At 59.4% G+C, this 24,803-nt stretch carries 27 protein-coding genes, 3 tRNA genes and 2 rRNA genes (1 of these 32 running past the window's edge); 26 read left to right on the forward strand and 6 right to left on the reverse strand.

Annotation, left to right across the window (positions count from 1 at the left end):
* Positions 1-369 precede the first annotated feature (369 nt).
* The 21 genes from BP846_RS00760 to BP846_RS00860 all read left to right on the forward strand — a co-directional run bounded on the left by BP846_RS00760 (position 370) and on the right by BP846_RS00860 (position 14,851).
* Positions 370-1,335 (forward strand): deoxyhypusine synthase, encoded by a 966-nt coding sequence (locus tag BP846_RS00760; protein ID WP_292392138.1) that lies wholly within the window; start codon positions 370-372, stop codon positions 1,333-1,335.
* A gap of 116 nt (positions 1,336-1,451) precedes the next feature.
* A tRNA-Ser gene (locus tag BP846_RS00765) sits at positions 1,452-1,536 on the forward strand.
* Positions 1,537-1,570: 34 nt separating this feature from the next.
* Positions 1,571-2,020, forward strand: a complete 450-nt coding sequence (locus BP846_RS00770; RefSeq protein ID WP_292392139.1) for a 30S ribosomal protein S13 — start codon at positions 1,571-1,573, stop codon at positions 2,018-2,020.
* A gap of 12 nt (positions 2,021-2,032) precedes the next feature.
* Positions 2,033-2,581 (forward strand): 30S ribosomal protein S4, encoded by a 549-nt coding sequence (locus tag BP846_RS00775; RefSeq protein WP_292392140.1) that lies wholly within the window; start codon positions 2,033-2,035, stop codon positions 2,579-2,581.
* 4 nt (positions 2,582-2,585) lie between these two features.
* A complete protein-coding gene (locus BP846_RS00780) occupies positions 2,586-2,975 on the forward strand; it encodes a 30S ribosomal protein S11 (RefSeq protein WP_214076864.1) in 390 nt (129 codons plus the stop codon).
* Positions 2,975-3,805 carry a DNA-directed RNA polymerase subunit D gene (locus tag BP846_RS00785; RefSeq protein WP_292392141.1) on the forward strand — a complete coding sequence of 277 codons (831 nt, stop codon included), beginning with the start codon at positions 2,975-2,977 and terminating at the stop codon, positions 3,803-3,805. The genes BP846_RS00780 and BP846_RS00785 overlap by 1 nt, the downstream gene beginning before the upstream one ends.
* Positions 3,802-4,170, forward strand: coding sequence for a 50S ribosomal protein L18e (locus tag BP846_RS00790; RefSeq protein WP_292392142.1), 369 nt, complete (start codon positions 3,802-3,804; stop codon positions 4,168-4,170). Before BP846_RS00785 ends, BP846_RS00790 begins: the two co-directional genes overlap by 4 nt.
* 5 nt (positions 4,171-4,175) lie before the next feature.
* Positions 4,176-4,598: a 50S ribosomal protein L13 gene (locus BP846_RS00795; RefSeq protein ID WP_292392143.1), complete on the forward strand. Its 423-nt coding sequence runs from the start codon at positions 4,176-4,178 to the stop codon at positions 4,596-4,598.
* Positions 4,599-4,614: 16 nt separating this feature from the next.
* Positions 4,615-5,016, forward strand: a complete 402-nt coding sequence (locus tag BP846_RS00800; RefSeq protein ID WP_292392144.1) for a 30S ribosomal protein S9 — start codon at positions 4,615-4,617, stop codon at positions 5,014-5,016.
* Positions 5,017-5,051: 35 nt separating this feature from the next.
* The gene (locus BP846_RS00805; RefSeq protein WP_292392145.1) at positions 5,052-5,240 is read left to right on the forward strand and encodes a DNA-directed RNA polymerase subunit N; all 189 of its coding nucleotides are present in this window, start codon (positions 5,052-5,054) and stop codon (positions 5,238-5,240) included.
* Positions 5,241-5,314: transfer RNA gene (locus BP846_RS00810), tRNA-Pro, on the forward strand.
* A gap of 30 nt (positions 5,315-5,344) precedes the next feature.
* The gene (locus BP846_RS00815; RefSeq protein ID WP_292392146.1) at positions 5,345-5,512 is read left to right on the forward strand and encodes a DNA-directed RNA polymerase subunit K; all 168 of its coding nucleotides are present in this window, start codon (positions 5,345-5,347) and stop codon (positions 5,510-5,512) included.
* A 7-nt stretch (positions 5,513-5,519) separates the two neighbouring features.
* Complete coding sequence (eno, locus tag BP846_RS00820; protein ID WP_292392147.1) at positions 5,520-6,707, forward strand: phosphopyruvate hydratase; 1,188 nt, start codon at positions 5,520-5,522, stop codon at positions 6,705-6,707.
* Position 6,708: 1 nt separating this feature from the next.
* Positions 6,709-7,317 carry a 30S ribosomal protein S2 gene (rpsB, locus tag BP846_RS00825; RefSeq protein ID WP_292392148.1) on the forward strand — a complete coding sequence of 203 codons (609 nt, stop codon included), beginning with the start codon at positions 6,709-6,711 and terminating at the stop codon, positions 7,315-7,317.
* A 27-nt stretch (positions 7,318-7,344) separates the two neighbouring features.
* Positions 7,345-8,133, forward strand: a complete 789-nt coding sequence (locus BP846_RS00830) for an MEMO1 family protein (protein ID WP_292392149.1) — start codon at positions 7,345-7,347, stop codon at positions 8,131-8,133.
* Positions 8,134-9,003 (forward strand): mevalonate kinase, encoded by an 870-nt coding sequence (gene mvk / locus BP846_RS00835; RefSeq protein WP_292392150.1) that lies wholly within the window; start codon positions 8,134-8,136, stop codon positions 9,001-9,003.
* Positions 8,996-9,760, forward strand: coding sequence for an isopentenyl phosphate kinase (locus BP846_RS00840; RefSeq protein WP_292392151.1), 765 nt, complete (start codon positions 8,996-8,998; stop codon positions 9,758-9,760). Before mvk ends, BP846_RS00840 begins: the two co-directional genes overlap by 8 nt.
* Entirely contained in the window at positions 9,757-10,809 is a 1,053-nt protein-coding gene (gene fni, locus BP846_RS00845) for a type 2 isopentenyl-diphosphate Delta-isomerase (RefSeq protein ID WP_292392152.1), read from the forward strand. The genes BP846_RS00840 and fni overlap by 4 nt, the downstream gene beginning before the upstream one ends.
* A gap of 39 nt (positions 10,810-10,848) precedes the next feature.
* Positions 10,849-12,186, forward strand: coding sequence for an RNase J family beta-CASP ribonuclease (locus tag BP846_RS00850; RefSeq protein ID WP_292392153.1), 1,338 nt, complete (start codon positions 10,849-10,851; stop codon positions 12,184-12,186).
* Positions 12,187-12,195: 9 nt separating this feature from the next.
* The gene (locus BP846_RS00855; protein ID WP_292392154.1) at positions 12,196-13,161 is read left to right on the forward strand and encodes a polyprenyl synthetase family protein; all 966 of its coding nucleotides are present in this window, start codon (positions 12,196-12,198) and stop codon (positions 13,159-13,161) included.
* Between the two features lie 4 nt (positions 13,162-13,165).
* A complete protein-coding gene (locus tag BP846_RS00860) occupies positions 13,166-14,851 on the forward strand; it encodes a glutamate--tRNA ligase (RefSeq protein ID WP_292392155.1) in 1,686 nt (561 codons plus the stop codon).
* A gap of 61 nt (positions 14,852-14,912) precedes the next feature.
* Here BP846_RS00860 and BP846_RS00865 read toward each other — a convergent pair whose 3' ends face one another.
* A complete protein-coding gene (locus BP846_RS00865; RefSeq protein WP_292392156.1) occupies positions 14,913-15,557 on the reverse strand; it encodes a tetratricopeptide repeat protein in 645 nt (214 codons plus the stop codon).
* 84 nt (positions 15,558-15,641) lie between these two features.
* On the opposite strand from BP846_RS00865, the gene BP846_RS00870 reads away from it, so the two are divergent.
* Both BP846_RS00870 and BP846_RS00875 read left to right on the forward strand, forming a co-directional pair.
* Positions 15,642-16,148: a flavodoxin domain-containing protein gene (locus BP846_RS00870; protein WP_292392157.1), complete on the forward strand. Its 507-nt coding sequence runs from the start codon at positions 15,642-15,644 to the stop codon at positions 16,146-16,148.
* Positions 16,149-16,287: 139 nt separating this feature from the next.
* The gene (locus tag BP846_RS00875) at positions 16,288-17,808 is read left to right on the forward strand and encodes an MBL fold metallo-hydrolase (RefSeq protein ID WP_292392158.1); all 1,521 of its coding nucleotides are present in this window, start codon (positions 16,288-16,290) and stop codon (positions 17,806-17,808) included.
* Here BP846_RS00875 and BP846_RS00880 read toward each other — a convergent pair.
* Together BP846_RS00880 and BP846_RS00885 are read right to left on the reverse strand one after the other, a co-directional pair.
* The gene (locus BP846_RS00880; protein ID WP_292392159.1) at positions 17,805-18,704 is read right to left on the reverse strand and encodes a phosphate ABC transporter substrate-binding protein; all 900 of its coding nucleotides are present in this window, start codon (positions 18,702-18,704) and stop codon (positions 17,805-17,807) included. The two genes, BP846_RS00875 and BP846_RS00880, sit on opposite strands and share 4 nt — an antisense overlap.
* 127 nt (positions 18,705-18,831) lie before the next feature.
* Positions 18,832-20,124, reverse strand: a complete 1,293-nt coding sequence (locus tag BP846_RS00885) for an APC family permease (protein WP_292392160.1) — start codon at positions 20,122-20,124, stop codon at positions 18,832-18,834.
* Between the two features lie 134 nt (positions 20,125-20,258).
* On the opposite strand from BP846_RS00885, the gene BP846_RS00890 reads away from it, so the two are divergent.
* From BP846_RS00890 to BP846_RS00900, 3 genes are all read left to right on the forward strand, one after another.
* Complete coding sequence (locus BP846_RS00890) at positions 20,259-20,708, forward strand: hemerythrin domain-containing protein (protein ID WP_292392161.1); 450 nt, start codon at positions 20,259-20,261, stop codon at positions 20,706-20,708.
* Between the two features lie 114 nt (positions 20,709-20,822).
* Positions 20,823-21,275 (forward strand): hemerythrin domain-containing protein, encoded by a 453-nt coding sequence (locus tag BP846_RS00895; protein ID WP_292392162.1) that lies wholly within the window; start codon positions 20,823-20,825, stop codon positions 21,273-21,275.
* Positions 21,276-21,412: 137 nt separating this feature from the next.
* Positions 21,413-21,850: a hemerythrin domain-containing protein gene (locus BP846_RS00900; RefSeq protein WP_292392163.1), complete on the forward strand. Its 438-nt coding sequence runs from the start codon at positions 21,413-21,415 to the stop codon at positions 21,848-21,850.
* A 1,046-nt stretch (positions 21,851-22,896) separates the two neighbouring features.
* Here BP846_RS00900 and rrf read toward each other — a convergent pair.
* The 3 genes from rrf to BP846_RS00915 all read right to left on the reverse strand — a co-directional run.
* A 5S ribosomal RNA gene (rrf, locus tag BP846_RS00905) occupies positions 22,897-23,018 on the reverse strand.
* A 5-nt stretch (positions 23,019-23,023) separates the two neighbouring features.
* Positions 23,024-23,095: transfer RNA gene (locus BP846_RS00910), tRNA-Cys, on the reverse strand.
* Positions 23,096-23,203: 108 nt separating this feature from the next.
* A 23S ribosomal RNA gene (locus BP846_RS00915) occupies positions 23,204-24,803 on the reverse strand; it runs 1,492 nt beyond the window's last position.

Below are 24,803 nucleotides of genomic sequence, written 5' to 3' on the forward strand. Positions count from 1 at the left end.
GCGAGAAAAGGTCGAACTCAGGGACAGGCCGGGTCCGGCACCAATAACATCAGGGATGAACGACAGCCGGAATTGGGTGGGCTTTACCAGAGCACGATAACGGAAATTTTCGGTCGGATCCACTGAGATCGATTATCAGTTCTCTGCTGGAGCACTACCCGCGAAGTCCGTGTATCTCCTCCCAACCCGAACCCTTCGCGAACTTCGCGCCTTCGCGTGAGGCAGGGGTGTGGAGACGGCGATGCGGCCTCGCGCGGGAGTTCGCGGAAGGGGTTTTTCCGCTTGCGTCTCCGTATCAGGGACATTCTGCCCCGCCCCGGCACCAAGCATTAAGGCTCCGCAACCAGAAACGGATATCAGGATTTTTCCATGAAACCAACGCAGCCAGTCAAACCGAACAGGGATGTAACGGCACTCCTTGAGTCCATGAGCAGGACCGGCTTCCAGGGGAGAAAACTCGGGGAGTCGCTCGGCGTCTGGACCAGGATGATCAGGGATCCGGACTGCACGATATTCATGGGGCTTTCAGGCGCGATGATCCCGGCAGGCATGCAGAACATACTCATCGAACTTGTCAGGCACCGTTACATCGACGTCCTCGTCTCCACGGGTGCAAACATATTCCACGACACCTGCGAGCATCTTGGTGTGCGGCACTATCTCGGCCACCACCACGCAGACGACGCAGCGCTCTTCGAGGAAGGGATTGACCGCATATACGATGTCTTCGCATACGAGGAGGAGTTCCGGAGCATCGACGCAGAGATCGCACGATTTGCCGACGAGATCGCACCGTTCCGGGGTTCATCCCGGGAGTTCATCCGGCGCCTCGGGAACTGGCTCCACGAGCAGAAGCCTGAAGGACGGTCGCTTATCGCCACCTGTGCCGAGTATGACGTCCCGATCTTCATTCCCGCCCTCGGCGACTCATCCATCGGCATCGGCCTCGTGATGGCGCGCCGGCGCGGGATAGACGTCGATATCGACCAGCTCGCCGATACCGATGAGATCACGCGCAGGGTAGAGGAGTCGCAGAAGACCGGCGTCATCTACGTCGGCGGCGGCGTGCCGAAGAACTTCATCCAGCAGACCCAGGTCATCGCCTCGATCCACGAACAGCACCTCGGCGGGCACGCCTACGCCATCCAGTACACCACCGATGCGCCCCACTGGGGCGGACTCTCGGGATGCACCTTTGAGGAGGCGATCAGCTGGGGCAAGGAGGCGCCCGAGTCACCACGCGTCCAGTGCTTCTGCGATGCCACGATTGCGCTGCCTATCGTCGCATCGGCGCTGATCGGGAGCGGGGTTTGCCGGGCCGCCCGGTCTCCCTGAAACACCACAAATTTTATTAGGACGTCTCACCAAAACTGATAAGCACAAGTCATAGAATGCTGTGTCTGGAGCAGTACGTTGCGTGCTGCGAGTGTCGAGAGATGCGAAAGTTCTATGTTGAGGTAGCCAAGCCTGGTATGGCGCAGGTTTGCTAAACCTGTGTCCCCCTGGGACTCGAGGGTTCAAATCCCTCCCTCAGCGCTTTCACCGACAACGTCGATGATGAGGCGATCACATGGATGAAGAAGAGATAAAGTACTTTGTTCGAGTCAGAAACACTGATCTCGACGGCACCAAGGCAGTGCACATCGCACTGACCGGCATCAAGGGCATTGGTCCGCACACATCACGCACCATCACCGCCCTTGCCGGTGTGGATCCTCATGCCGTGCTCGGCAAGCTGGACGACGGATCGGTCGAGCGGATCGCAAACGCCGTCGAGACCTACACCGAGCAGGTGCCTGACTGGATGGTAAACCGCCAAAAAGACGTCTATACTGGAGAGGTCCGCCACCTCCTCGGGCCCGACCTCACCATGATGAATGATGACGATGTCAACCGTATGCGCAAGATGCGCAGCTACCGCGGCATCAGGCACGAGACAGGACAGAAGGTCCGCGGCCAGCGCACCAAGTCCACCGGAAGGACGGGCACAACGGTCGGCGTCAAGAGAAAGAAAGACTAACGCGGTGATTGCATGGGATATCCCGGAAAGAACTACAAGCAGTATGCGACGCCCAAGCGGCGGTTCGAGAAGACAAGACTTGAAGACGAAAAACGGCTCCTCATCGATTACGGGCTCCGGAACAAGCGCGAACTCTGGAAGGCCCAGAGCGTGCTGCGAAAATACCGGGCTGCCGCCCGTGAACTGGTGGCACTGCGGTCGGGAGGCCTCAACCAGGATGAATACCAGAGGAAGACCGATCAGCTCACCAACCACCTGTACCGCTACGGTCTCGTCGGTGAGGGCGCCGATCTCGGAGCTATCCTCGCGCTGAAGGTCGAGCAGCAACTCGACCGCCGCCTCCAGACGCTGGTCCTCAGGAAAGGCCTCGCACGTTCCCCGAAACAGGCCCGCCAGTTCATCACCCACGGCCACATTGCGATCTCCGGTCGCCGGGTGACCGTGCCGAGCTACCGGGTCGCAAGAGTCGAAGAGCAGGAGATTAGTTATTACGGCCCCTCCCCGTTCACGAACGATGTTCACCCCGAGAGAAGCCGCATCGCCCGCACAGGAATGAGGTAATATCATGGCAGAAGAGAAATGGGGCATTGCACACATCTTTGCCTCCTTCAATAACACCATCATCACCATCACCGACCTCTCCGGCGCCGAGACGGTCACCAAGAGCAGCGGTGGCATGGTCGTGAAGCAGGACCGGAACGAGAGCTCGCCTTACGCGGCGATGCAGATGGCGATCCAGGTCGCACAGAACGCGCGCGACAAGGGGATCACCGGCGTCCACGTGAAGGTGCGCGCACCCGGCCGGGGCAAACAGCGAAGCCCCGGTCCCGGAGCCCAGGCAGCGATCCGCGCCCTTGCTCGTGCAGGGATGAGGATCGGCCGCATCGAAGACGTCACTCCGGTGCCCCACGACAGCATCCGCGGTAAGGGCGGCCGGAGAGGAAGGAGAGTGTGATGGAGATTGCGTTTTCTCGACTGGATGAGAGAGTCGCCAAATTCACCATAAGCGGCATTTCCACATCGTTCGCCAATATGCTTCGGCGGGCGATGATCAGCGAAGTGCCGACGCTCGCCATCGAAGATGTCCGCATCTACGATAACACAAGCGTCCTCTTCGATGAGATGCTGACGCACCGGCTGGGGCTCATACCCCTCCGGACCGACCTGAAACGCTACGCGCCGCGTGCTGAGTGCACCTGCGAAGGCGTCGGTTGTCCGGTCTGCACCGCCACCTACACCCTCTCCGTCGAGGGGCCGAAGATGGTCTACTCAAGCGACCTGATACCCCAGGACCCCGATGCCGCACCGGCAGAGGAGAAGATCCCCATCATCAGCCTCGGCCAGGAGCAGAAGGTCGTGCTTGAAGCATACGCCATCGTCAGCACCGGAAAGGAGCATGCCAAGTGGCAGGCGACGACCGCCTGCGGGTACAAGAACTATCCGCAGATCACCATCGATGAGAGGTGTGACGGGTGCGGCATGTGCGTCGACGAGTGCCCGCGCAATGTGCTCGAGACCGGGCAGGGAAAAGTACGGGTCATCGGAGGGCGGCAGGAGTTTTGTTCTCTCTGCAGGCTCTGCGAGCGGGCATGCGTTGCCGGCGGCATCGGCACTGAAGCGGCCATCCATATCGGTGTTGACGCAAACCGATTCATCTTTGTGGTGGAAGGCGACGGATCGATGCCCGTCCGGGAGATCATCGAGAGAGCGCTACAGTATATCCAGAAATCATCAGACGACCTGGTAGACGTGATGAACGATATAACGGGAGAGGGGACTGAATGAAGAAGATAACCGAGAGTAAATCAAACCCCCGGCTGACCGCCCTTATCGTGACGCTGAAAGATGCGTCACGCGTGCATGAGGCGAACATCTGGCGTGAGATTGCAAAGAGGCTGGATGCACCCCGGAAGAACTACGCCGAGGTGAACCTCAGCAAGATCGACCGGTACGCGAATGAAGGCGAGACGATCCTGGTGCCGGGCAAGGTGCTCGGCAGCGGCGCGCTCAACCTGTCGGTGAAGGTCGCCGCGCTTGACTTCTCCGAGGCTGCAATGAGCAAGATCAACGGCGCCAACGGGACGTGTATGACCATCGAGGACCTCGTTCGGGACAACCCGAAGGGGAGCAGAGTACGGATCCTCAGGTGAGACGAATGGTTACAGTTATCGATGCAGACGGATTACTGCTCGGAAGAATGGCCAGCATCGTCGCGCAGCGCGCGCTCGCCGGCGAAGAGATTGCCATCGTGAACGTCGAGAAGGCAATCGTCTCCGGAAACCGGGCACATGTGCTCGCGGCCTACTACACAAAGCGCACCCGGGGATCCCGTGAGGGCGGCCCGTTCTTCCCGCGCAGGCCCGATCATATCGTCAAGCGCACCATCCGCGGCATGCTGCCGTACAAGCGCGAACGCGGCATCGCCGCATTCAAACGGATCAAGACCTATGTCGGCGTTCCGGTGCAGTTCTCCGGGGCGGAGACGGAATCATTGGGCGAGGCCCATATCGACCGGCTGAGCAGCCCGAGGTATATAACCATCGGGGCAATAAGCACCAACCTCGGAGCAAAATACTAAGTAAGAGGGTGATGGAATGGCAAAGATCATCAATACAAGCGGTAAGAGAAAGACGGCGATCGCCCGGGCAACCCTGAAACCCGGCAATGGCCGCGTCCGTATCAACTCCGTGCCCCTGGAGATCTACGGGACCGAGTTGACTCGCACGAAGATCGCCGAGCCGCTGCTGCTGGCCCCGAACGCACTCGACGGCGTCGATGCGGCGATCGATGTATCGGGCGGCGGCTCAGTAGGCCAGGCCGAGGCAGTCCGGACGGCGCTTGCGCGCGGCATTGTGGAGTGGCACAACGATCCGCAGATTAAGGACATATTCCTCGCGTACGACCGGACGCTGCTCGTAAATGACTCGCGGCAGAAGGAGTCCAAGAAGCCGCACGGTCCAGGTGCACGGGCAAGGTACCAGAAGTCCTACCGGTAAGGCAAAAGAGATATAAAGGATGCAGGACCATTATTATGATACCCGTACGATGTTTTACATGCGGTAAGGTCGTCTCTCCAGCCTGGAAGGAGTTCGTGGAGCGGCGAGATGCAGGCGAGGATCCAAAACGGATCCTCGACGATCTCGGCCTGGAACGCTACTGTTGCAGGCGGATGCTGCTGACGCATAAGGAAGTAGTGGAGGACCTGAATCCGTACCAATGAGGGGTCGTGGGGTAGCCTGGCCATCCTATGGCGTTCGGGATGCTGTGACCTGAGTTCAAATCTCAGCGACCCCATTTTATCATGAATGATTTTGAGGCTACACGATGGAATCGTATACCCGATATGAACGAGCACGGATTATAGGGGCTCGTGCTCTGCAGATATCGATGGGTGCACCTGTTTTGGTTAAAACACCGAAGACAGAGCCGCTCGAGATCGCACTTGAAGAGTACGATCGAGACGTGATCCCTATAACGGTGAAGAGAAAGTAGTGATCTGATGACGACCATCGAACAGATTATCTTAAGGACAATCCTGGATAGCCGCGGAAATGAGACTGTCGAGGCTGAAGTCTACACGGACTGCGGCTTTGGCCGGTCTGCGGCACCGAGCGGCGCCAGCACCGGGACCTATGAAGCAAAGGTGCGGCCGACACGAGAAGCTATCGAGGATGCACGGAAAAACCTGATTCCATCACTCATCGGCGAGGACACTCGCGATCAGATCACATTCGACGCACTGCTGCGGGAGATCGATGGAACACCAGACTTCAGTTCAATCGGTGCAAACGTCGCAGTAGCACTCTCACTTGCATGTGCAAAGGCGGCTGCATCATCTCTCGACATTGAACTCTTCCGGTACCTGGGCGGCGCATTTGCCGGTGAGACGCCTCTCCCTCTCGGGAACATCATTGGCGGAGGCGCGCATGCCCCGAACGCCACGTCCATCCAGGAGTTCCTGGTGGTTCCCACCGGGGCCTCCGGCGCAACGGAGGGCGTCTTCGTGAACGCTGCCGTTCACGGGACTGTGAAGAAGATCCTGCAGAAGCGGGGCAAACTCTCCGGTAAAGGGGATGAAGGTGCCTGGGCGCCTGCCATACCCGATACCGAGGCATTCGAGATCATCAGCGAAGCGATCGCCACCGTCTCCGACGAGACGAACGTCGAGATCCGCATGGGGATCGACGTTGCGGCAAGCGAACTCTGGGACGGCGAGCGTTATCGCTACAAGGATGCCGAGCGGACCCGCGAAGACCAGATAGCCTACATGGCGGATCTGGTCGATCGCTACAACCTCATCTACATCGAGGACCCCCTCTTCGAGGAGGACTTCGACGCATTCGCCGACCTGACCGACCAGGTCAGGGACCACTGCCTGATCTGCGGAGACGACCTCTTCGTGACCAACGTCGAACGGATCACGAAGGGCATCGAGACCTGCGCGGCAAACTGCGTTCTTATCAAACCAAACCAGATCGGAACCCTCACCGATACCTTCGAGGCGATACACCTCGCTCAGGAGAGCGGCATGGAGACGGTCATGAGCCACCGGTCCGGGGAGACCACCGATGCGACGATCGCGCATCTCGCCACCGCATTTGAATGCATCTTCCTCAAGACCGGCGTGGTCGGCGGGGAACGAATAGCCAAACTTAATGAACTGATTCGCATAGAGGAGCTGATCTAACTTGACAGGAAATGAACTGGAAATCGAGCTGAAAGAGCCGCTGGTACCTGTGGAAGAGTATCTGGCAGCAGGCGTGCACATCGGCACCCAGCAGAAGAGCAAAGATATGATGAAGTTCATCTACCGCGTCCGTGGGGATGGACTGTACATCCTGGACATCCAGGCAACCGACGATCGGGTTAAGATTGCCGCGAAGTTCCTTTCGCAGTATGAACCTGCAAAGATCCTGGTCGTCACCTCCCGGCAGTATGGCCAGTATCCGGCCAAGAAGTTTGCCGATGCCATCGGCGGCATGGCGGTCATCGGCCGCTTCATCCCGGGGATGCTCACCAACCAGCGCCTGAACAAGTACATCGAGCCGGACGTGATCGTAGTGACCGATCCCATCGGTGATGCACAGGCGATCAACGAGGCGGTTCAGACGGGTATCCCGATCGTCGCTCTCTGCGACACCAATAACATGACAAAGTACGTCGATATGGTCATCCCCACCAACAACAAGGGCAGAAAAGCCCTCTCGGTGATCTACTTCCTTCTGGCAAAGGAACTGCTCCGCCTGCGCGGTGTGACCACATCGCTCACTCCCGAAGACTTTGAGACAGAGTTATAAGATCCGAAGGCACAGAGTTCAACCTTGATGGATATGCGCCCATGCAGTGTAGCGGGAATGTTCTATCCTGCCGAGCCCAGGCATCTGGAGCAACTGCTGGAAACATTCTTCCGGAACAGGGCCCCGAAGATCAACGCCCGGGGCATCGTCTCTCCCCACGCAGGCTACGTCTACTCGGGAGAGACCGGAGCCTGTGCCTTCTCTACCATACCACCTGATTTTGACGGCACATTCGTCATCATCGGTCCGAGCCACCGGGGGTACATGACCAGTGCCTCTGCCGTGCCATGGGAGACACCCCTCGGGATCGTCGATGTCGATAAGGAGTTTGTCGACGCGCTGGATATCGATATAGATGAAGCATCACACCAAAGCGAGCACTCTATCGAGGTGCAGGTGCCTCTCATCAAGTACCGGTTCCCAAGAGCGAGGATTGCGCCCATCATAATGGGAGACCAGAGTTATGAGGCGGCGGCGAGCCTTGCGGAGCATCTGCTCCGGGCGATAGAGCACACGGGAAAGAATGTGCGGATCGTCGCCTCAAGTGACTTCTCTCACTACGTCCCGGACGAGGTAGCCCGCCGACAGGACCTCTCCGTAATCGATGCACTCAAAACACTGGATATACCGGAGTTTTATCGCCGGCTCCAGGAGACCGGCGCCACGGTATGCGGCTACGGCCCGATCGCGAGCATGTGCATCACCTGCCGGTCACTCGGTGCAGAGAGAGGGGAACTCTTGCGGTATACGACCAGCGGCGATGTGACGGGGGACTTCGATCAGGTAGTGGGGTATGCAGCGGTAGCGGTGGTGTAATTGGCAACGTGGAGCGCGCCGGGCAAGGTCTTCCTGTTCGGCGAGCATGCAGTAGTCTACGGAAAGCCGGGGGTAGCGATGGCAATAAAGCCCCGCGTCTTTGTCACCGTGAGAAAATCCCGGAATCCGACACGCCCGAAGTCGCCCTATATCGATGAGTGTTTCAAGCGAATGGGTGTCCGGGGCAGTGTCTACGTCAACTCGCAACTCCAGAGTTCGTCCGGTCTCGGATCATCAGCTGCGGTGACAGTGGCGACCCTCTGCGCGATCAACGATGAGTTCAATCTCGGGCGCACCCGTGAGGATATCGCTGATATCGCGTACTCCATAGAGAAGAAGGTCCAGAAAGGGAGAGCAAGCCCCACCGACACCTATGTCTGCACCAACGGAGGGATGGTGCTCATCACCGGTAACTCCAAACGGAGACTCCCTCCACAGGGCCTGCAGATCGTCGTGGGAAATACGCTCGTGCCGCACAGCACCGCGAGAATGGTAGAACTGGTCGGGGACTTGCAGAGGAAGCACCCGGAGATCGCAAATCCGATACTGGATGCCATCGGAGCCGTGACACTTGCCGCCCTCCATAACATCAACAACCCAAAGGACCTGGGGCAGTGCATGGACATGAACAACGCCCTCCTGGAAGCCCTCGGTGTGGGACACCCGGCAAGCAGTAAACTCGTGCTTGCGGCAAGGGCAAGCGGCGCCTACGGGGCAAAGATCACGGGAGCAGGAGGCGGAGGATGCATCATCGCCCTCTGTCCCCGGCGCGTAAAAAGCCGGGTTGCCGGGGCCATCGAGGCCTGCGAAGGAAAAGCAATCATCACCACGATAGATACAGATGGCGCGAGAAAAGAGAAGCATGACTGAGGCCGTGATACTGAAACTGGGAGGGAGTGTGATCACCGACAAGTCGGGAGAATGCGCTATCGATCACACCCGCCTGCACAAGATTGCAGGCCAGCTCGCCACGCGGAGAGCCCCTGCACTCGTCCTCGTCCACGGCGCGGGATCATGTGGGCACCCGGAGGCCCGGCGCTACCGCATCAACGACGGCCTCACCGGTGAGAACGTGCCCGGCATCTATCAGACACATGCTGCCGTCTCGCGCCTGAACGCTGCGGTCGTCGATGCCCTGCGGGGCGCAGGCGTCGAGGCGATCGGCATCCACCCGTTCGACATGGCTCTCGCCGAAGACGGCCGTCTGGCCTCGTTCGAGACCCGCCATATTGCCGAGATGACAGAACACGGCATTGTGCCCGTGCTGCACGGCGATGTGGTGATGGACCGTCTCCGGGGATCCTGCATCGTGTCAGGTGACCAGTTGGTGACCCGCCTTGCCGCTTCCCTGGGAAGCAGGCGCGTGGGCCTTGCAACGGATGTCGCGGGAGTTCTGCAGAATGGGTCGGTCATCCCGCGCATCGACCGGAGCGTAGCGGAGACGCTTGACGTCGGCGGATCGGCAAACACCGACGTGACCGGCGGCATGCGAGGTAAGATTGCGGAACTCCTCGCACTTGCCGATGCTGGCATCGAATCACATATATTCCATGTCTCGATGATCGGCCGGTTCCTGGACGGCGCGGAGCATGGCGGAACAACCATAACCGGAAGGGGTATACCATGACAGGAGAGACCGCCACATCCTCAAGAAAACGGGATCATCTGGTCATCTGTTGTGAGAAACCCATTGAGGCCGGCGATGCCGGGTTCGGGGACGTGCGGCTGGTCCATAACGCTCTTCCCGAGTGCAATATGGATGCGATCGAGACCAGGACCCGGTTCCTCGGCGCATCACTCGACTCCCCCCTCTTCATTGCAGCGATGACCGGAGGACATCCAGACACCCTCGAGGTAAACCGGCGGCTCGCACGCGCCGCAGATCGGTATAACCTCGGCATTGGCGTCGGTTCTCAGCGAGCGGCACTGGAAAAGCCCGAACTGGAGGACAGTTTCGCCATCGTGCGGGAGGAGGCGCCACATGCCTTCCTCTGTGCGAACCTGGGAATCATCCAGCTCCGCGACCATGGCATCGAGTGGGCAGAGCGGGCTGTCGAGATGATCGATGCACAGGCGATCGCTATCCACGTCAACTCGCTTCAGGAAGCGATTCAGCCAGAGGGCGATCATAACGCAGAGGGATGCCTTGAAGCGCTCCGCAACCTCTGTGACGAGTTCTCCCACCCGGTCATCGTGAAGGAGACCGGTTCCGGCATATCAGCCGGGACCGCGAGGGTTATTCGGGGAGCAGGAGCGAGCGCTATCGATATCGGCGGGTACGGAGGCACATCCTGGGCGAAGATCGAACGCCTGCGGGCAAAAGACTCCGATCTAGCCGATCTCGGGGAAGCGTTTCTCTCCTGGGGCATACCGACGGTGGTAAGCCTCTGCGAGGTGCGGACGACAGGAGGCCCAATCATTGCGACGGGCGGACTGCGTTCTGGGATCGATATCGCGAAGGCGATTGCACTCGGGGCGGATCTCGGGGGCATGGCGCTCCCCCTCCTAAAACCGGCCATGGAGAGCGAGGAAGCGCTCTTTGCAGCCGTCGAAGCGATACACCGCGAGCTCGCGGTGGCGATGTTCCTGACGGGATCCCGGACGATACGGGATCTTCGGCACGCGCGGACGTATATAACCGGACTAACCCGGCAGATGATCGAAACCAGCGACTAACCAAAAAACCACAGAAGACATCCTACAAGGAGAGGCTACATGGATATTGAGATCATAGCAGTGGGCGGATATAACGAAGTCGGCAGAAATATGACTGCCGTCCGCTGCGGAAAAGAGATTGTCATCTTTGATATGGGTCTACGTCTTGACCAGGTGATGATCCATGAGGATGCTGATATTGAGAACATGCATTCCCTGGACCTGATCGAGATGAAAGCCATTCCTGATGATACCATCATGAATGGGGTAGAGGGGAGTGTCAAGGCGATCGTCTGTTCGCACGGACACCTGGACCACATCGGTGCAATACCAAAGCTGGCACACCGGTACAACGCTCCAATCATCAGCACACCCTATACCTCGGAACTGATCAGGCAACAGATTGCAGGCGAACAGAAATTCGGGGTGAATAATAAACTCTTCTCCCTGAAAGCCGGGCAGCGCTACACCATCTCCCCGCACCTCACGCTCGAGTTCGTGCGGGCCCAGCACTCGATCATCGATACCGTCTTCCCGGTCCTGCACACACCACGGGGCGCCGTCGTCTACGCAAACGACTTCAAACTGGACCGGACGCCGGTCCTCGGAGAGCCGCCGGACTTCGCCCGGCTACGGCAGATCGGGAAGGAGGGTGTGATCGCTCTCATCACGGAGAGCGTCAACATCGCTGATAAGGGACGATGTCCGAGCGAGAAGATCGCACGGGACCTCGTCCGGGATACCATCACGAGTTACGAGGATGACAAGAGCGCCATATTTGTCTCTACGTTCTCGTCGCACATCTCCCGCGTCAAGACTATCGCCGAATGCGCCCATGAGATCGGCAGGAAACCGGTTCTCCTTGGACGGTCGATGGAGCGCTACAGCTCGGCGGCCGAGCAGTTGAAACTGGTCGGGTTCCCCGAGACCCTCTCGATGTTCGGCAACCGCCGGACCGTCGACCGGACGCTGCGGCGGATCATGAAGACCGGGAAGGATAAGTTCCTCCCGATCGTCACCGGACACCAGGGAGAGACAGGCGCTATCCTGACGAGGATCGTTATGGGAGATACCCCCTACAGACTGGAGAAGGGCGACAAGATCCTCTTCTCCGCAAAGGTGATCCCGAACCCGATGAATTACGGGCAGCGTTATCTGGTCGAGGCCCGTGCTAAGATGGCAGGTGTGCGGATCTTCGATGAACTGCACGTCTCGGGCCACGCCTACAAAGAGGACCACTACGAGTTCCTGCACCTCTTGAACCCCCAGCACGTCATACCGTCCCACGGCGACATCAACATGACCGGCGGCTACGCGAAGTTCGCGGAGGAGATCGGGTATACCCTCGGGAACGACCTCCATATCCTCCGGAACGGGCAGAACGTGTTGCTAAAATAGGAGAAAGGCATGACGACGCTTGAAGACTACCTGGAGAAGAATGCTGACAGGATCGACAAGGTGATCCACCGCTACTTCGGAGACGTCCATGGCGACCTCTTCCGGGCGAGCGCCCACCTGCTGCTTGCGGGGGGCAAAAGGCTCCGCCCGGCGGTCGTCATACTCGCTGCGGATGCGGTGAGGCGAGGGAGCTCGGACGACCTGATCCCGGCGGCTCTCGCGCTTGAACTGACGCACAATTTTACCCTCATCCATGACGACATCATGGACGGCGACGTCGTGCGGCGCGGCGTCCCGACGGTGCATGTGGTCTGGGATGAGCCGACGGCCATCCTTGCGGGCGATGTGCTCTACGCGAAGGCTTTCGAGTTCATATGTCTCTCGGATGCCGGGGACGCCGCAAAAGTCCGGGCGACAAAGATGCTCGCCCGGACATGCACCGAGATCTGCGATGGGCAGAGCATGGATATGGCGTTTGAGAAAAGGAGCGACGTCTCGGAACTTGAGTACCTGGAGATGGTCAGCAAGAAGACCGGCGTGCTCTATGGTGCGTCTGCCGCCATCGGCGGGATCCTGGCGGGCGCGACCCCGGTCCAGGCCGATGCCCTCTACCAGTTCGGGGTGAACAGCGGTGTTGCCTTCCAGATACAGGACGACCTCATCGACCTCTTTGCAAACACCGAGAAGAGCGGCAAAGACCGCGCATCAGATATCCGGGAAGGAAAGCAGACCCTGATAGCGATCAAGGCGCGCGAGAAGGGGCTGGACCTCGCCCCGTACCGGCGGGATCTTACGGGCGCTGAGATCGATGACCTGATCGCCCGCCTCGAGGATGCCGGCGTCATCGACGCCGTCCGGGCCACGGCCGTCGAGCGGGCGACCGTGGCGAAGGAGGCGCTCTCGATTCTCCCGCAGTCGGAGGAGAAGCGCCTCCTCGCAGAGATTGTCGACTACTTCATAAACCGGAGTTTCTGATACCATGGACGCTGATCTCGAGCATCTGCTCTTCATCTACGCCTTACAGAACGCGGTGAAGCACGATGGCATACCAAAGAGTGGGACGGTCCTCGGTACAGTGCTCGGCAAACACCCCGAGTTCCGGAGCCGGGCCCGGGAGATCGGCCCCCTCGCAGAGAAGGCGATCGCAGAGGTGGCGGCGATGAGCCGGCCTGACCGGAAGAGCCTCCTAGCAGAGATCGCCCCCGAACTCCTCGACGAACTCAACGAGACGCATGAACGGTCGAGGGAGCTCCCTGCCCTTCTCGGCGCAGAGAACGGTGTGGTGATGCGGTTCGCACCGAACCCGAGCGGGCCGCTACACCTCGGGCATGCCCGGGCCTCTATCCTGAACGACTACTATGTCAGGCGGTATGGAGGCCGGTATGTCCTTCGTATCGAGGATACCGACCCGAGGAGGGTCGATCCCGAGGCATATGCTATGGTGCAGGAGGATATCGAGTGGCTGGGGCTCGGGATCACCGATATCGTCTACCAGAGCGACCGGCTCGATGTCTACTACGACTGGTGCAGGAAACTCATCGAGATCGGCGGCGCCTACGTCTGTGTCTGTGAGGCCGAACGCTTCCGGGAACTCAAACTCAAGGGGAAGGCATGCCCCTGCCGGGACCAGACGGTGGAGGGGAACCTGGAACTCTGGCAGCGGATGCTTGATGGGGAGTTCTACGAGGGCGACGTGACCGTCCGGGTGAAGACGGACCTCACCCACCCCGACCCGGCGATGCGGGACTACTCGGCGATGCGGATCGTGAACGCACCCCTCCACCCGAGAGTGGATGCCACGGTCTTTCCCCTGATGAACTTCTCGGTCGCGGTGGACGATCACCTCCTCGGGATCACCCACGTCATCCGGGGTAAGGACCACATAGCAAACACGGGAAGACAGCGCTATATCTTCGATTACTTCGGCTGGAAACAGCCGGTTTACTACCACTACGGCCGGATGGGGATATCGGGCGTCGTCCTCTCGACGTCGAGTATGCGCGAGGGGATCAAAAGCGGCGTCTACACCGGATGGGATGACATCCATCTCGGGACGATGCGGGCGATCGCACGCAGGGGCATCCAGCCTGAGGCGGTCCGGAACGCCATGATCGATATCGGAATCGGGGAGACCGACATTACGTTCTCATGGGAGAACCTCTATTCCCGGAACAAAGAACTCGTCGACCCGAAGGCGAACAGGTACTTTTTTGTGCCCGACCCGGTCGAGGTCGACGTAGAAGGCGCCCCCCGCCACGAGGCCCGGGCGGCTCTCCACCCGAACGATCCCTCCCGGGGGGTCAGGACTCTCGTCACCGCGGGGAGGGTCCTCGTCCCGAAGGCGGACATCGAGGGGAAGAGCATGGTCCGGTTAAAGGATCTTTACAACGTCGGGATCATGTGGGAGGGGGATGCGCCGCGCGTATCCTACGCAGGCGACCTCCTCGAGGATGCCCGGCGCGTAAAGGCGCCGATCATCCAGTGGCTGCCGGCGGATGCGAAACTACCCTGTATCCTCCACCGGCAGGACGGGGACCTCGAGGGGTTCTGCGAACCCCTGGTCGCGGGAGAAGTGGACAACGTCGTTCAGTTCGAGCGGATTGGGTTTGCCCGGATCGACTCGGTGGACGGCGGCCGGGTGAGCGCCTACTTCGCGCACCGGTAGACCGTTTACCTTTTTTCTCTCCCGGGGGACCAAAAAAGTCTGCAGCGGTCTGCACCGGCAGTCACACAGGGCGCTGAACCGCCCCCCTCTCCACCCGCCCGGCGAGTTCCCGGAGCACCGCCCGCGCGAGCCCGACGTTGCCGTAGTCCCGCTCCGCGACCACGTCCCGGATGCAGGCCGGCACCTCCATGAACTCTTCGGCCTCCAGGACCTCGGATGCGAGCGCCGCGAGATCCTTCCTCTCCTGCATACGCTCCCGATGCCAGGCCGCAGACCCCCGGTCGGGGTCGAGCCGGATAACCGCCTCGTAACAGGTCACCGCCTCGTCGTACCGGCACATGACCCCGAGCAGCCAGCCCCTGCTCTGCCAGGCGAGGATATGTTGCGGGTCCAGCGTGATCGCCCTGTCACAGCAGGCTACGGCGTCCTCGTTCCAGCCCAGGCAGGCGAGAGTGTAGCCCTTCCTCTGCCAGGCCGTCGCGTCTTCGGGATCGATAGCAAGCGCTTGATCGAAACAGGCGAGCGCCTCCCGGTAGCGCCCGGTCTTGATGAGAGCAAAGCCCTTCCGCCTCCACAGAACGGGGTCGTCGGGGGAGAGTTCAAGGGCCTTATCATAGCAGTCGATCGCCTCATCGAACCTCCGCATGGTGCAGAAGACCTGCCCTCTGTGGTACCATACCCCTGCACCCTCTTCTCTGATCGCCATCGGGCCTATTGGGGAGACCAATCCATAAGAACATAACCCGTACCCGCAACGAATAAGACCAGCCGAGCGAGAGCTACATGTATCATGGCAGATAGGATTCTTGTTGCCTACGCCACCCGCTACGGCTCGACCGCAGAGGTGGCGGAGGCGATCGGCGATGAACTCCGGAAGGCAGGCGTTGCAGTCGATGTGCAACCGGTGAACGAAGTCCAGGACCTCTCCCCGTACCGGGCAGCCATCATAGGGAGCCCGATCTACGTCGGGAAATGGCTCCCGGAACCCCAGGTGTTCATTGAGCGGCACCAGCAGCACCTGCGCACCATACCGATCGCATACTTTGCCGTGGGGCTCACGGCCGCCGACGGGGGGCCTGAGATCCTCAAGAAGGCGGAAGCGTCAATGGACCAGGTCCGAATGCTCGTAACCCCCGTAGATATCGGCATCTTTCCGGGGAGGCTGGAGAGTGGTCGTCTATCCCTCACCGACCGGACGATCATCAAACTTATCCGGGCAAAGACAGGAGACTTCCGCGACTGGGAGGCTGTCCGCGCCTGGGCGCAGGCGGTGTACTCGAAGATTGCCCCGCTGTGACCGGCCGGTGCCGCCTTCCCGGTGCAAAAACGCATGATGGGCATCAGAACCTCCCATTTCCGCATCTAACCCTTCAGGTCTGCAAGAAAAGGTGCTTATAGGACAACCACACATTTATGAAAATCATCAGGTGAACCGGGTGAATAAATACTCCTTTATCGCCAGAATGCCCGACGAGCCGGGTGCGCTGCACCGCGCGGCCGAGATCATCAAGTCCTATTCGGGCAACATCAACCGCATCCAGTACGACCGCAGGATCGATCCTGCCACGGTCTTCTTTGAGGTGACCGCCATACCGGAGACATACTGCCGGATGAAGGAAGATCTCCACGCGATCGGCTACCTCCAGGAAACGCTCCCAACGCTCGGGTTTCTCAGGTTCTCCGTATACCTTCCCCATGAACCCGGATCCCTCTTCGAACTCCTCACCTACATCACCGGGGCGGGGGCAAACATCGCCTACGTCGACTTCGACGACCGGCGGTGCGACCCGGGGCGGGTCACCATCAGCCTGAACATCGAAGAGACCACGGTCGTCGAGAGCCTGCTCGACCGGCTGAAGTCACAGTACCGTCTTGAGATCCTCGAGTACGACATGACCGGCGAGAAACTCGACGATACCGTCTTCTATGTCAGGTTCGCCCAGGCGGTGCGGGGGCTGATCGGGACGGCCGAGGATGAGTTCCTGCTCTCCCTCCTGCAGGATGTCAACCATATCGTCCAGGAACTCAACAATCTCGGTCAGGACCCAAGAGAGGTCTTCGAGTGCATCCTGCTCACCGGGAGAACTCTCCGGAACACCACAAAAGACCGATTTTACGCGGACGTCCAGCGCATACCGATCAGCGACGCCGTCGAGGTCTTCTGCTTCCAGATGCCGGGGGGCGGGAACATCTTCCTGCTTCGCGCCCCGGACGAGACCGTCATGATCGACACCGGGTACGGTATCTACCACGAGGACGCCGTGCGGATGTTCCAGCATTATGGCCTCGGGGATCTCCAGAAGATCAGCAGGGTCTACATCACCCATGCCGACGCGGACCACTGCGGTGCGGGGGGCCTCTACGACGCAAGAGTGTATACGCACACCGGGTCCCGGGAGATCATCCGCCGGGCGAACCGGGCCTACGGTTCGCGCAGCGAGTCCTCGATCCTCGAGGAGGTCTACACGACAATCATCAACCTCTTCTCACACTTCGCTCCGCCGGAGAACCCCGAGACCTTTCCGGCAGAGAAGATCGGCACACGATCGATCTTTCCCGTTCTTGCCCGCTTTGCGGTCCATGACCTCGAGTTCGAGGTCCTTGAGTCTCTGGGCGGGCACATGCACGGCCAGGTCTACCTCTTCTGTCCCGGGCACGGGATCGTCTTCACCGGGGACACCCTGATCAACTTCGGGAGTCTCGATGAGGAGAGGAAGCGTTACAACTCGCTGGCGGACTTCCTGGTGACATCGGTCAATGTCGACAGTGACTGTGCACGCCGGGAGCGTATGGCGCTCCTCGATATGATCCGGAGACAGGATGAGGAACTCGCCTCGTGCGGCCGCCGGTGCCTGATCGCATGCGGTCACGGCGCCATCTCCGTCCTCTCGGACGGAAGGCTGGAAGCGGTCGGCCCGGTCGAGCGCTACCGGGCCGGCGAGAAGAGAGGGGTTTAGGCGGCCGCCCAGTTGCCGCTCAGGGGTACAAACCCCTCGTCCCGGACGATCTGCTGCCCTTCCGGCCCGGAGATGAAGGTGAGATACGCCGCCGCGAGCCCGGTGGGTTCACCCCGGGTGAACATATAGAGTTCACGGGCAATCGGGTAGGTGCCGCTCTCGATGTTCTGAATGGTCGGTGCAACCGGACCGTTGCCGGCATCGATGGAGAGCGCCTTCACCGACTCATCGATGTAGCCGAGCCCCACATATCCTATGGCGCCGGGGGTCTGGACGACTGTCTGTTTCACCGCGCCGTTCGAGTTCTTCTCGAGCTGGGTGTTAACGAAGTCCTCCTTCTTCATTATGGTTTCGTGGAAGAATTCGCGTGTCCCGGAAGCACTATCCCGGCCGGTGACGACGACCTCCAGGTCCGGACCGCCGACTTCGTCCCAGTTCGTGTAGGTGCCGTTGTAGAGGCCTCGTATCTGATCCTGCGTCAGGCTGTCAACAGTGTTTGCCGGGTTTACGACGACTGCGATGCCGTCGATGGCAACCACATGCTTCACGAGATCGGGGTATTTGCCCTTCTCAGTATCTTTCAGGTCACGGGAAGCCATACCGATATCGGCGGTGCCATCGCCGACAGCCTGGATACCGACACTGGACCCGCCGCCGCTGACCTGGAGGTCGGCGCCGGAGTTCTCGGCCATGAAGGCCTCAGCGGTGAGCTGGGCAATGGGGAGGACGGTCGTCGAGCCGGTGATCGAGAGGGTTCCGGAGAGTCGATCCGGAGAACCGGGTGTTCCATTTTCAGTACCTGTCGTACAGCCGGCAAAGAGCGTGGCGGCAACCAGAATGATCACGAGTGTGACGAGGAGCGCTCCGCCACGTCGGGCAGAAGATTGACCTATCATACTTACCGGTGAGGGCCCGGATGAATATAGGGTTTGTCGAAGTGAATCTCGGAGATATATAGTAAACTCATAGAATATTGAGGTCACCCGGGTCGGGCCGACCTCATGGTCAGGTGGTTTTCCACCGTCACTCCCCGACCAGTGCAACCCCTGCACCAAGAACGACCAGGACTCCGCCGGCCAGCAGCACCAGGGAGTCCAGTTGGGTGAGGAGGAAGAGGCTTGAGATGATGCCGACGACCGGGATGACCGGCAGGGATCCGATCGTGCCCGGTATCCGGAAGGGCCGCACCACGTCCGGCGCACGGTACCGCAGCGCGACCACGGATGCGTTGATGACGATGAACGTTACAAAGAGCGTGAAGTTGGTGACGTTCGCGACGAAATCGATCTCACCTGCAAAGAGGAACGCCATGGAGGCGAGGGCAACGGCGACGATGGCCAACCAGGGCGTCCGCCTCCGGGGGTGCACCCGGGCGAGGACCGGCGGAAGCGAGAAGGAGGAGGCCATGCCGTAGATGATCCGGGATGACGCCATCATCATCAGGAGGGCGGTGTTGGCGGTGGCGAAGAGGGCGATGACGGATATGAGGGTGAACGCCATGGGGCCGAGAGCGACTGCTGCGACGTCGGCGAAGGGTGCCCGGGAGGCGGCAAGTTGTTCCCAGCCGACAACCGAGACGGCGGCGAGGGATACCAGGACGTAGAGGAGGATGGAGACGCCAAGCGCGATCATCAGCGCGAGGGGAATGGTCCGCTCGGGGTTTTTGGTCTCCTCCGAGAGTTTTACCATCTCCTCAAATCCCATATAGGCGAAGAAGACGAGCGCGGACGCCTGCAGGAGGCCCGGGACCCCCTGGGGCATTTCGAGGTAGTCCACCCGCCCCAAGTATGGGAGGCCGATCAGGATGACCATGATGATGCCTCCGGCCTCGATGAGCGTCAGGGCGATGGCGACACGGGTGGTCTCCCTGATGCCGTAGAGCAGTATTCCGGCAAGGAGGAGGATGATCAGGATTGCGGAGGGAAGGACCGGCAGACCGACGAGGTCTGAGAAGTAGCCGGCAAATCCGAGCGAGACGGTTGCTGCGCCGAGGATGCCGGAGAAGATGATCAGCCACCCGACGACGAACGCAAGTCTCCTCCCAAACGCGTTCGAGACGTACTCGAACTCAGCACCTGCACGGGGATACATCGACGAGAGTTCGGCATAACTCAGGGCGCTGAACGCGGCGATGGTGGCGGCTATGGCGAACGTCAGCCAGACAGCGTTGCCGGCTATGCCGGCGGCTTCCCCGAGCAGGGCGTAGATCCCTGCCCCGAGGATGATCCCCACACCCGAGAGCGTAACCGCAGGCAGCCCGAGTTCACGCCGGAGCGGAACTCGGGGCTCCGAGGCGGCCGATCCCTCTTCTGGCATATACACAGCCTTATGCGCCCGCACCATTTATGGGTATCCGGCGGCATCCAGCAGGATGCGGCCTCTGGGGCCCGACAACACCATACGTTTTTATCGGATGCGTGCTCCGGGAAGCATCCATACGGGGGATAGGCATGGGGCAGAACATTCTGGACCTTTTGCGGCGGGAACATGCAAAGGTGCTCGCCGAGCTGGACGAGTTACAGCGAAAAGGCATCAGCGATCGGGCAGAGTTGTTCAACCAGATGAAGAACAACCTCCTGCCGCACATGGCCGGTGAGGAACGGGTCTTCTATCCGAGGCTCGAAGAACAGGGACTGCACGAACTCGTGGCGGTATCCCGGGAGGAGCATACGGCCATCCGGGCGCTCATCGACCGGCTGAACAACATATCCATGGCCCGAGAAGAGGAATGGGTCCGTGCGGTGCCGGAACTCCGGGAGGCGATGAGGAGCCATGTCAGCCGCGAGGAGAAGCTGGTATTCCCGGAGGCCAGGCAGAAGATAGACGATGCCCGCCTCCTGCATATCGGCGGCCGGTTCGAGGAGGCGAAGGGGAAGGCCCACCTGCGGCCGCTCAGGTGATATCTGCACAGTCTCCCGGGGGGTGCCGGGATGAGGGGATCCGGCCCAGGCATAACGCATATATATCAGTCCCGCATCAGGTGGCCTTCCCTGCAGAGTGGGGGAAGGGATCGAATGGCACAGAACATTATAGATATCCTGAAACAGGAGCACAAAATGGTGCTCTCACAATTCTCTGAACTCTCAAGCAAGGGCATGAGCGACCGGGAGAAGAAGTACAGTTCCTTAAAAGAGAACCTCATGCCGCACCTCATCGGGGAAGAGAAGGCCCTGTACCCGAGGCTCGAAGAGGTTGAGGGGATGCGGGATACAATTCTTGAGGCGATCGAGGAGCACAGTGCGGTCAAGACACTGCTCGGCCAGCTCGACAGTTCGCCCACATCGGACGAGGATGCCTGGGTGGCGAAACTGAAGGTGATAGAGGAGAACGTGGAGCATCATATCAGCGAGGAAGAGAAGAAGATCTTCCCTGAGATGCAGCAGAAGATGAGCAGCAGCGAACTCTCAAGCCTCGGCAGCCGGTATGAGGAGGCAAAGAGAAGCGCGATGCCGGTTGCGGCGCGCTGAGAAATTGGAGACGATGCGAGCGGGTGCATGGCGCCAGTGCCTCTTTCTTTCCGGCCGGGATCCGTGGGAGCGGACGAGATCCGGCGAAATCGTTAAGTGCCCCACCTCCTATTGCTCACCCGGACGGAGGCAGACATATGGCACAGATTCTTGAACTGATCAGGGAGGATCACAACTTTATCAGAAGTCTCTTCGACGAGCTCGAGAGCAACCACGAGACCCGGGATATCCGGTGTATCACGCTCCGCCGCGAGTTGCCGGGGCATATATACGCAGAAGAGGCCACACTGTACGCGCGGCTCCGGAATGTGAATCCGGGGGGGATCGGGCAATCACTCAAGGAGCATACTGAAATCCGTGAAATGCTTGCCCGCTTTGAGGCGATACCACTCAGGGATGAGGCATGGACGCCGGCGCTCACCGACCTTACAGATCTCGTCAAGGCCCACTTCGCTGCAGAGGAGGAGGTGATCTTCGCCCGTGCGGAGCACTCCCTCAGCAGGAGCGACCTCTTTGAACTCAGCGAGGGGTTTTTGCAGGAGAAGCAGAAAGCGGCACAATTTGCGGTGATGTGACCGCCGGCACCGCGCGGTCACGGGGAGGGAGGGCGGATGCGCGCAGGACCGACCGGATCCGATCTTGTCCTCCCGGCGGAGGGATGGACTCCATCCCAATCCGGATGCTTAAGGTCCTCGACTCAGGTCTGCCGACCGACGAGGAGGTGCTTTTCGTGGATACTGCATCTCATACGGGAAGGGGCGCGGTCCCGCGTTGCAGTCGGGGGATACCACCGCGGGCTTCGTAGCGCATTCATCATCACCATCCTCGTGGGATCTACGCTCTCGGCAGGCTGCCGGTAGGAATCACTTTCGGCAGCCCACTCGACTTTGTCCAGAGCCGATGAACCCCACCCGGTACCCCTTCTGTGACTTCTCCCCTGTGACGGTCCGGGATCGGATGGAGGCAAACTCCTCCCGTGCATGCCCCGGAGATAAAGATCGACCCCGGGTCCGCGCAAACCCGATTACTGTTTGTCGCACGCGCGGAGATCGCCCCACGACGGTAAAGTAAAAATAATTTACAAAGAGCAAAAGTTAAATATTTAAAATTATATTGATAGTATGGTGCCACTGCACGACAGTGCATCACGGAACTGATAGAAGATACTATGGAACAACTGACCGGTATCTCCCGGTCGGAGATTCTTATCAAGCCCTAAAACACTCTTTCGTCATGGTAAAACCTCCAAGGCACCCGCAACTCCGGGATAACGTGGAGTCGCACCGGGGCTGTCGTGCCGGACGCCCCGGCGGTGTGCCCCGCGAAGGCCAGGTGGGAACGCCATCGCCGGTCCCGGCCCCCGCTATGACCATTATTCTTGAGATGACCTGTGCGGGAACCGCAAACCCGGTCAAGCGCCTTTCGCGTGAGGATGGAGAAACTCTTCGCGGCCTTCTGCGTGCGACTGACTATCCGCTTCATACACCGGGTGCTGGCGCGGTCGCGCGCGAACCCGGGGCATAATAACATAAAACCGTGCGTTACCCAGAACAGACACTCGGAAGAACGAACGCTCGTGCAATAAGATATCAGAAAAGCAATCTTTCAATGTAAAGGGAGGTAATAGCAGCGAACTGGGCTTCCCGAGGGCTCTCGCACCTCAGTACCACACAGTACGTGAGAGGGCTTAACTTCTGGGTTCGGAATGGGTCCAGGTGTTTCCCCTCTGCTGTGGCCGCTATTACCAAAGCCAAGGCCCGGACTTGAACCGGGGTGTAGTTGATCTGCAGTCAACCGCGTGGCCGCTCCGCCACCTTGGCAAGCCGTGTTACCTCATATTATAATCACCGAATCTATTTAAGGGTTTGCACCCTCAATCAGAATCAGGCATGAAGTGTTTAAGTGCGTACTCCGGATTTCGTCTGAGTTCAGCGGAAGGCATCGGACGTTAGTATCCGCGGACTGAACACGTCGTTGCCTTCGTGCTTACATCCCGGACCTATCAAGCGGGTCTTTTACCCGTGTCCTCAACGGAGTCTCTTTTCGGGTCAGGTTTCAAGCTTAGATGCTTTCAGCTTTTATCCCTTATCGCGTAGCTGCTCGGCATTGCCCTGTCGGACAACCGATCGACCAGAGGCGACGACGGAAAGTTCCTCTCGTACTATTTCCATCTTACCTTCAGACTCCCTACACTCCAGATAGATAGTAACCGACCTGTCTCACGACGGTCTAAACCCAGCTCACGATCCCCTTTAATAGGCGAACAACCTCACCCTTGGCCGCTGCTGCACGGCCAGGATGGAAAGAACCGACATCGAGGTAGCAAGCCGCCGGGTCGATATGTGCTCTTGCCGGCGACGACTCTGTTATCCCCGGGGTAGCTTTTCTGTCGTCAATGGCCCTCATCAATAAGGCTCATTGGTTCGTTAGACCCGAGTTTCCTCTCGCGATTACTTGCTTTGCGTAATCGCGTCAGGCCAACTTATGCTCTTGACACTCTCCTGTGAGTTTCTGACTCACATGAGTTGACCATAGGGCACCCTTGATATTTTTTCGAGGGTGTGGCGCCCCACCCAAACTGCCTACCTACCGTTGTCCTCTCCAAAGAGAGTTAGTGTTACAGTAAACCTAGGATGGTGTCTCATTGTTGGCTCCCCACCCCCCGAAAGGGGTGGATCGACGCCTCCCATCTACGCTGCGCAAGGAATACCGTAACACAGCGACAGGCTGCAGTAAAGCTCCACGGGGTCTTCACTTCCCATCTGGAGTCCCTAGTCTCTGCACTAGGATGAAATGTTCAACGGTTTCGTGTTAGGGACAGTAGGGCTCTTGTTAATCCATTCATGCAAGTCGCCAATTAAGCGACAAGGTACTACGCTACCTTAAGAGGGTCATAGTTACCCCCGCCGTTTACGAGTCCTTCGTCCGGTTGAACCCGGTGTTCAGATACTCGCACTGGGCAGGAATCAGTGACTATACTAATCGTTTCCGAGTTGCAGTCACCTATGTTGTTATTAGACAGTCAGAGCCCCCTGGTCACTGCGACCTGCCTGATCGCCAGGCAGGCACCCCTTATCCCAAAGTTACGGGGCCAATTTGCCGAATTCCCTTAACACGATTAAACCGACACGCCTTAGCCTCTTCAGCTAGGGGCACCTGTGTCAGATCTCGGTACGGACATTCATCCCCCTTTTCACGGGCTCCAGGAATTTGCCGAGTTACCCCATAACGTCTTCACTCGCTTCTCACCATGGCGGTACTCCACGAGCTTGAACGCTTAGACAGGGCGACGACCCTGCCCGGCATATCCCGAAGCGTCAGGGCGGTAAACCGCTACGGATGAATGGTACAGGAATATTAACCTGTTTCCCTGTTGACGTGCTCGAATTACGACACATCTTAGGACCGACTAACCCTCGGCTGACGAACATTGCCGAGGAAACCTAGCCCCTCCGGCGGTTGGGATTCTCACCCAACTTTGCTTCTACTAATGCCAGAATTCTCATTACTACCCGGTCCACAGGAGCT

It is taken from the genome of Methanoculleus sp. UBA303, assembly GCA_002501655.1.
GTDB lineage: Archaea > Halobacteriota > Methanomicrobia > Methanomicrobiales > Methanoculleaceae > Methanoculleus.

Excerpts from the sequence above, each read along its gene's own strand:
- BP846_RS00760 (WP_292392138.1), top strand. The coding sequence starts at position 370 with ATGAAACCAACGCAGCCAGTCAAACCGAACAGGGATGTAACGGCACTC.
- BP846_RS00790 (WP_292392142.1), top strand. The coding sequence starts at position 3,802 with ATGAAGAAGATAACCGAGAGTAAATCAAACCCCCGGCTGACCGCCCTT.
- BP846_RS00800 (WP_292392144.1), top strand. The coding sequence starts at position 4,615 with ATGGCAAAGATCATCAATACAAGCGGTAAGAGAAAGACGGCGATCGCC.
- BP846_RS00785 (WP_292392141.1), top strand. The coding sequence starts at position 2,975 with ATGGAGATTGCGTTTTCTCGACTGGATGAGAGAGTCGCCAAATTCACC.
- BP846_RS00775 (WP_292392140.1), top strand. The coding sequence starts at position 2,033 with ATGGGATATCCCGGAAAGAACTACAAGCAGTATGCGACGCCCAAGCGG.
- BP846_RS00830 (WP_292392149.1), top strand. The coding sequence starts at position 7,345 with ATGGATATGCGCCCATGCAGTGTAGCGGGAATGTTCTATCCTGCCGAG.
- BP846_RS00900 (WP_292392163.1), top strand. The coding sequence starts at position 21,413 with ATGGCACAGATTCTTGAACTGATCAGGGAGGATCACAACTTTATCAGA.
- BP846_RS00885 (WP_292392160.1), bottom strand. The coding sequence starts at position 20,124 with ATGCCAGAAGAGGGATCGGCCGCCTCGGAGCCCCGAGTTCCGCTCCGG.
- BP846_RS00815 (WP_292392146.1), top strand. The coding sequence starts at position 5,345 with ATGGAATCGTATACCCGATATGAACGAGCACGGATTATAGGGGCTCGT.
- BP846_RS00770 (WP_292392139.1), top strand. The coding sequence starts at position 1,571 with ATGGATGAAGAAGAGATAAAGTACTTTGTTCGAGTCAGAAACACTGAT.
- BP846_RS00795 (WP_292392143.1), top strand. The coding sequence starts at position 4,176 with ATGGTTACAGTTATCGATGCAGACGGATTACTGCTCGGAAGAATGGCC.
- BP846_RS00840 (WP_292392151.1), top strand. The coding sequence starts at position 8,996 with ATGACTGAGGCCGTGATACTGAAACTGGGAGGGAGTGTGATCACCGAC.
- BP846_RS00850 (WP_292392153.1), top strand. The coding sequence starts at position 10,849 with ATGGATATTGAGATCATAGCAGTGGGCGGATATAACGAAGTCGGCAGA.
- BP846_RS00855 (WP_292392154.1), top strand. The coding sequence starts at position 12,196 with ATGACGACGCTTGAAGACTACCTGGAGAAGAATGCTGACAGGATCGAC.
- BP846_RS00890 (WP_292392161.1), top strand. The coding sequence starts at position 20,259 with ATGGGGCAGAACATTCTGGACCTTTTGCGGCGGGAACATGCAAAGGTG.
- BP846_RS00780 (WP_214076864.1), top strand. The coding sequence starts at position 2,586 with ATGGCAGAAGAGAAATGGGGCATTGCACACATCTTTGCCTCCTTCAAT.
- BP846_RS00895 (WP_292392162.1), top strand. The coding sequence starts at position 20,823 with ATGGCACAGAACATTATAGATATCCTGAAACAGGAGCACAAAATGGTG.
- BP846_RS00880 (WP_292392159.1), bottom strand. The coding sequence starts at position 18,704 with ATGATAGGTCAATCTTCTGCCCGACGTGGCGGAGCGCTCCTCGTCACA.
- eno (WP_292392147.1), top strand. The coding sequence starts at position 5,520 with ATGACGACCATCGAACAGATTATCTTAAGGACAATCCTGGATAGCCGC.
- fni (WP_292392152.1), top strand. The coding sequence starts at position 9,757 with ATGACAGGAGAGACCGCCACATCCTCAAGAAAACGGGATCATCTGGTC.
- BP846_RS00805 (WP_292392145.1), top strand. The coding sequence starts at position 5,052 with ATGATACCCGTACGATGTTTTACATGCGGTAAGGTCGTCTCTCCAGCC.
- BP846_RS00870 (WP_292392157.1), top strand. The coding sequence starts at position 15,642 with ATGGCAGATAGGATTCTTGTTGCCTACGCCACCCGCTACGGCTCGACC.
- BP846_RS00865 (WP_292392156.1), bottom strand. The coding sequence starts at position 15,557 with ATGGCGATCAGAGAAGAGGGTGCAGGGGTATGGTACCACAGAGGGCAG.
- BP846_RS00860 (WP_292392155.1), top strand. The coding sequence starts at position 13,166 with ATGGACGCTGATCTCGAGCATCTGCTCTTCATCTACGCCTTACAGAAC.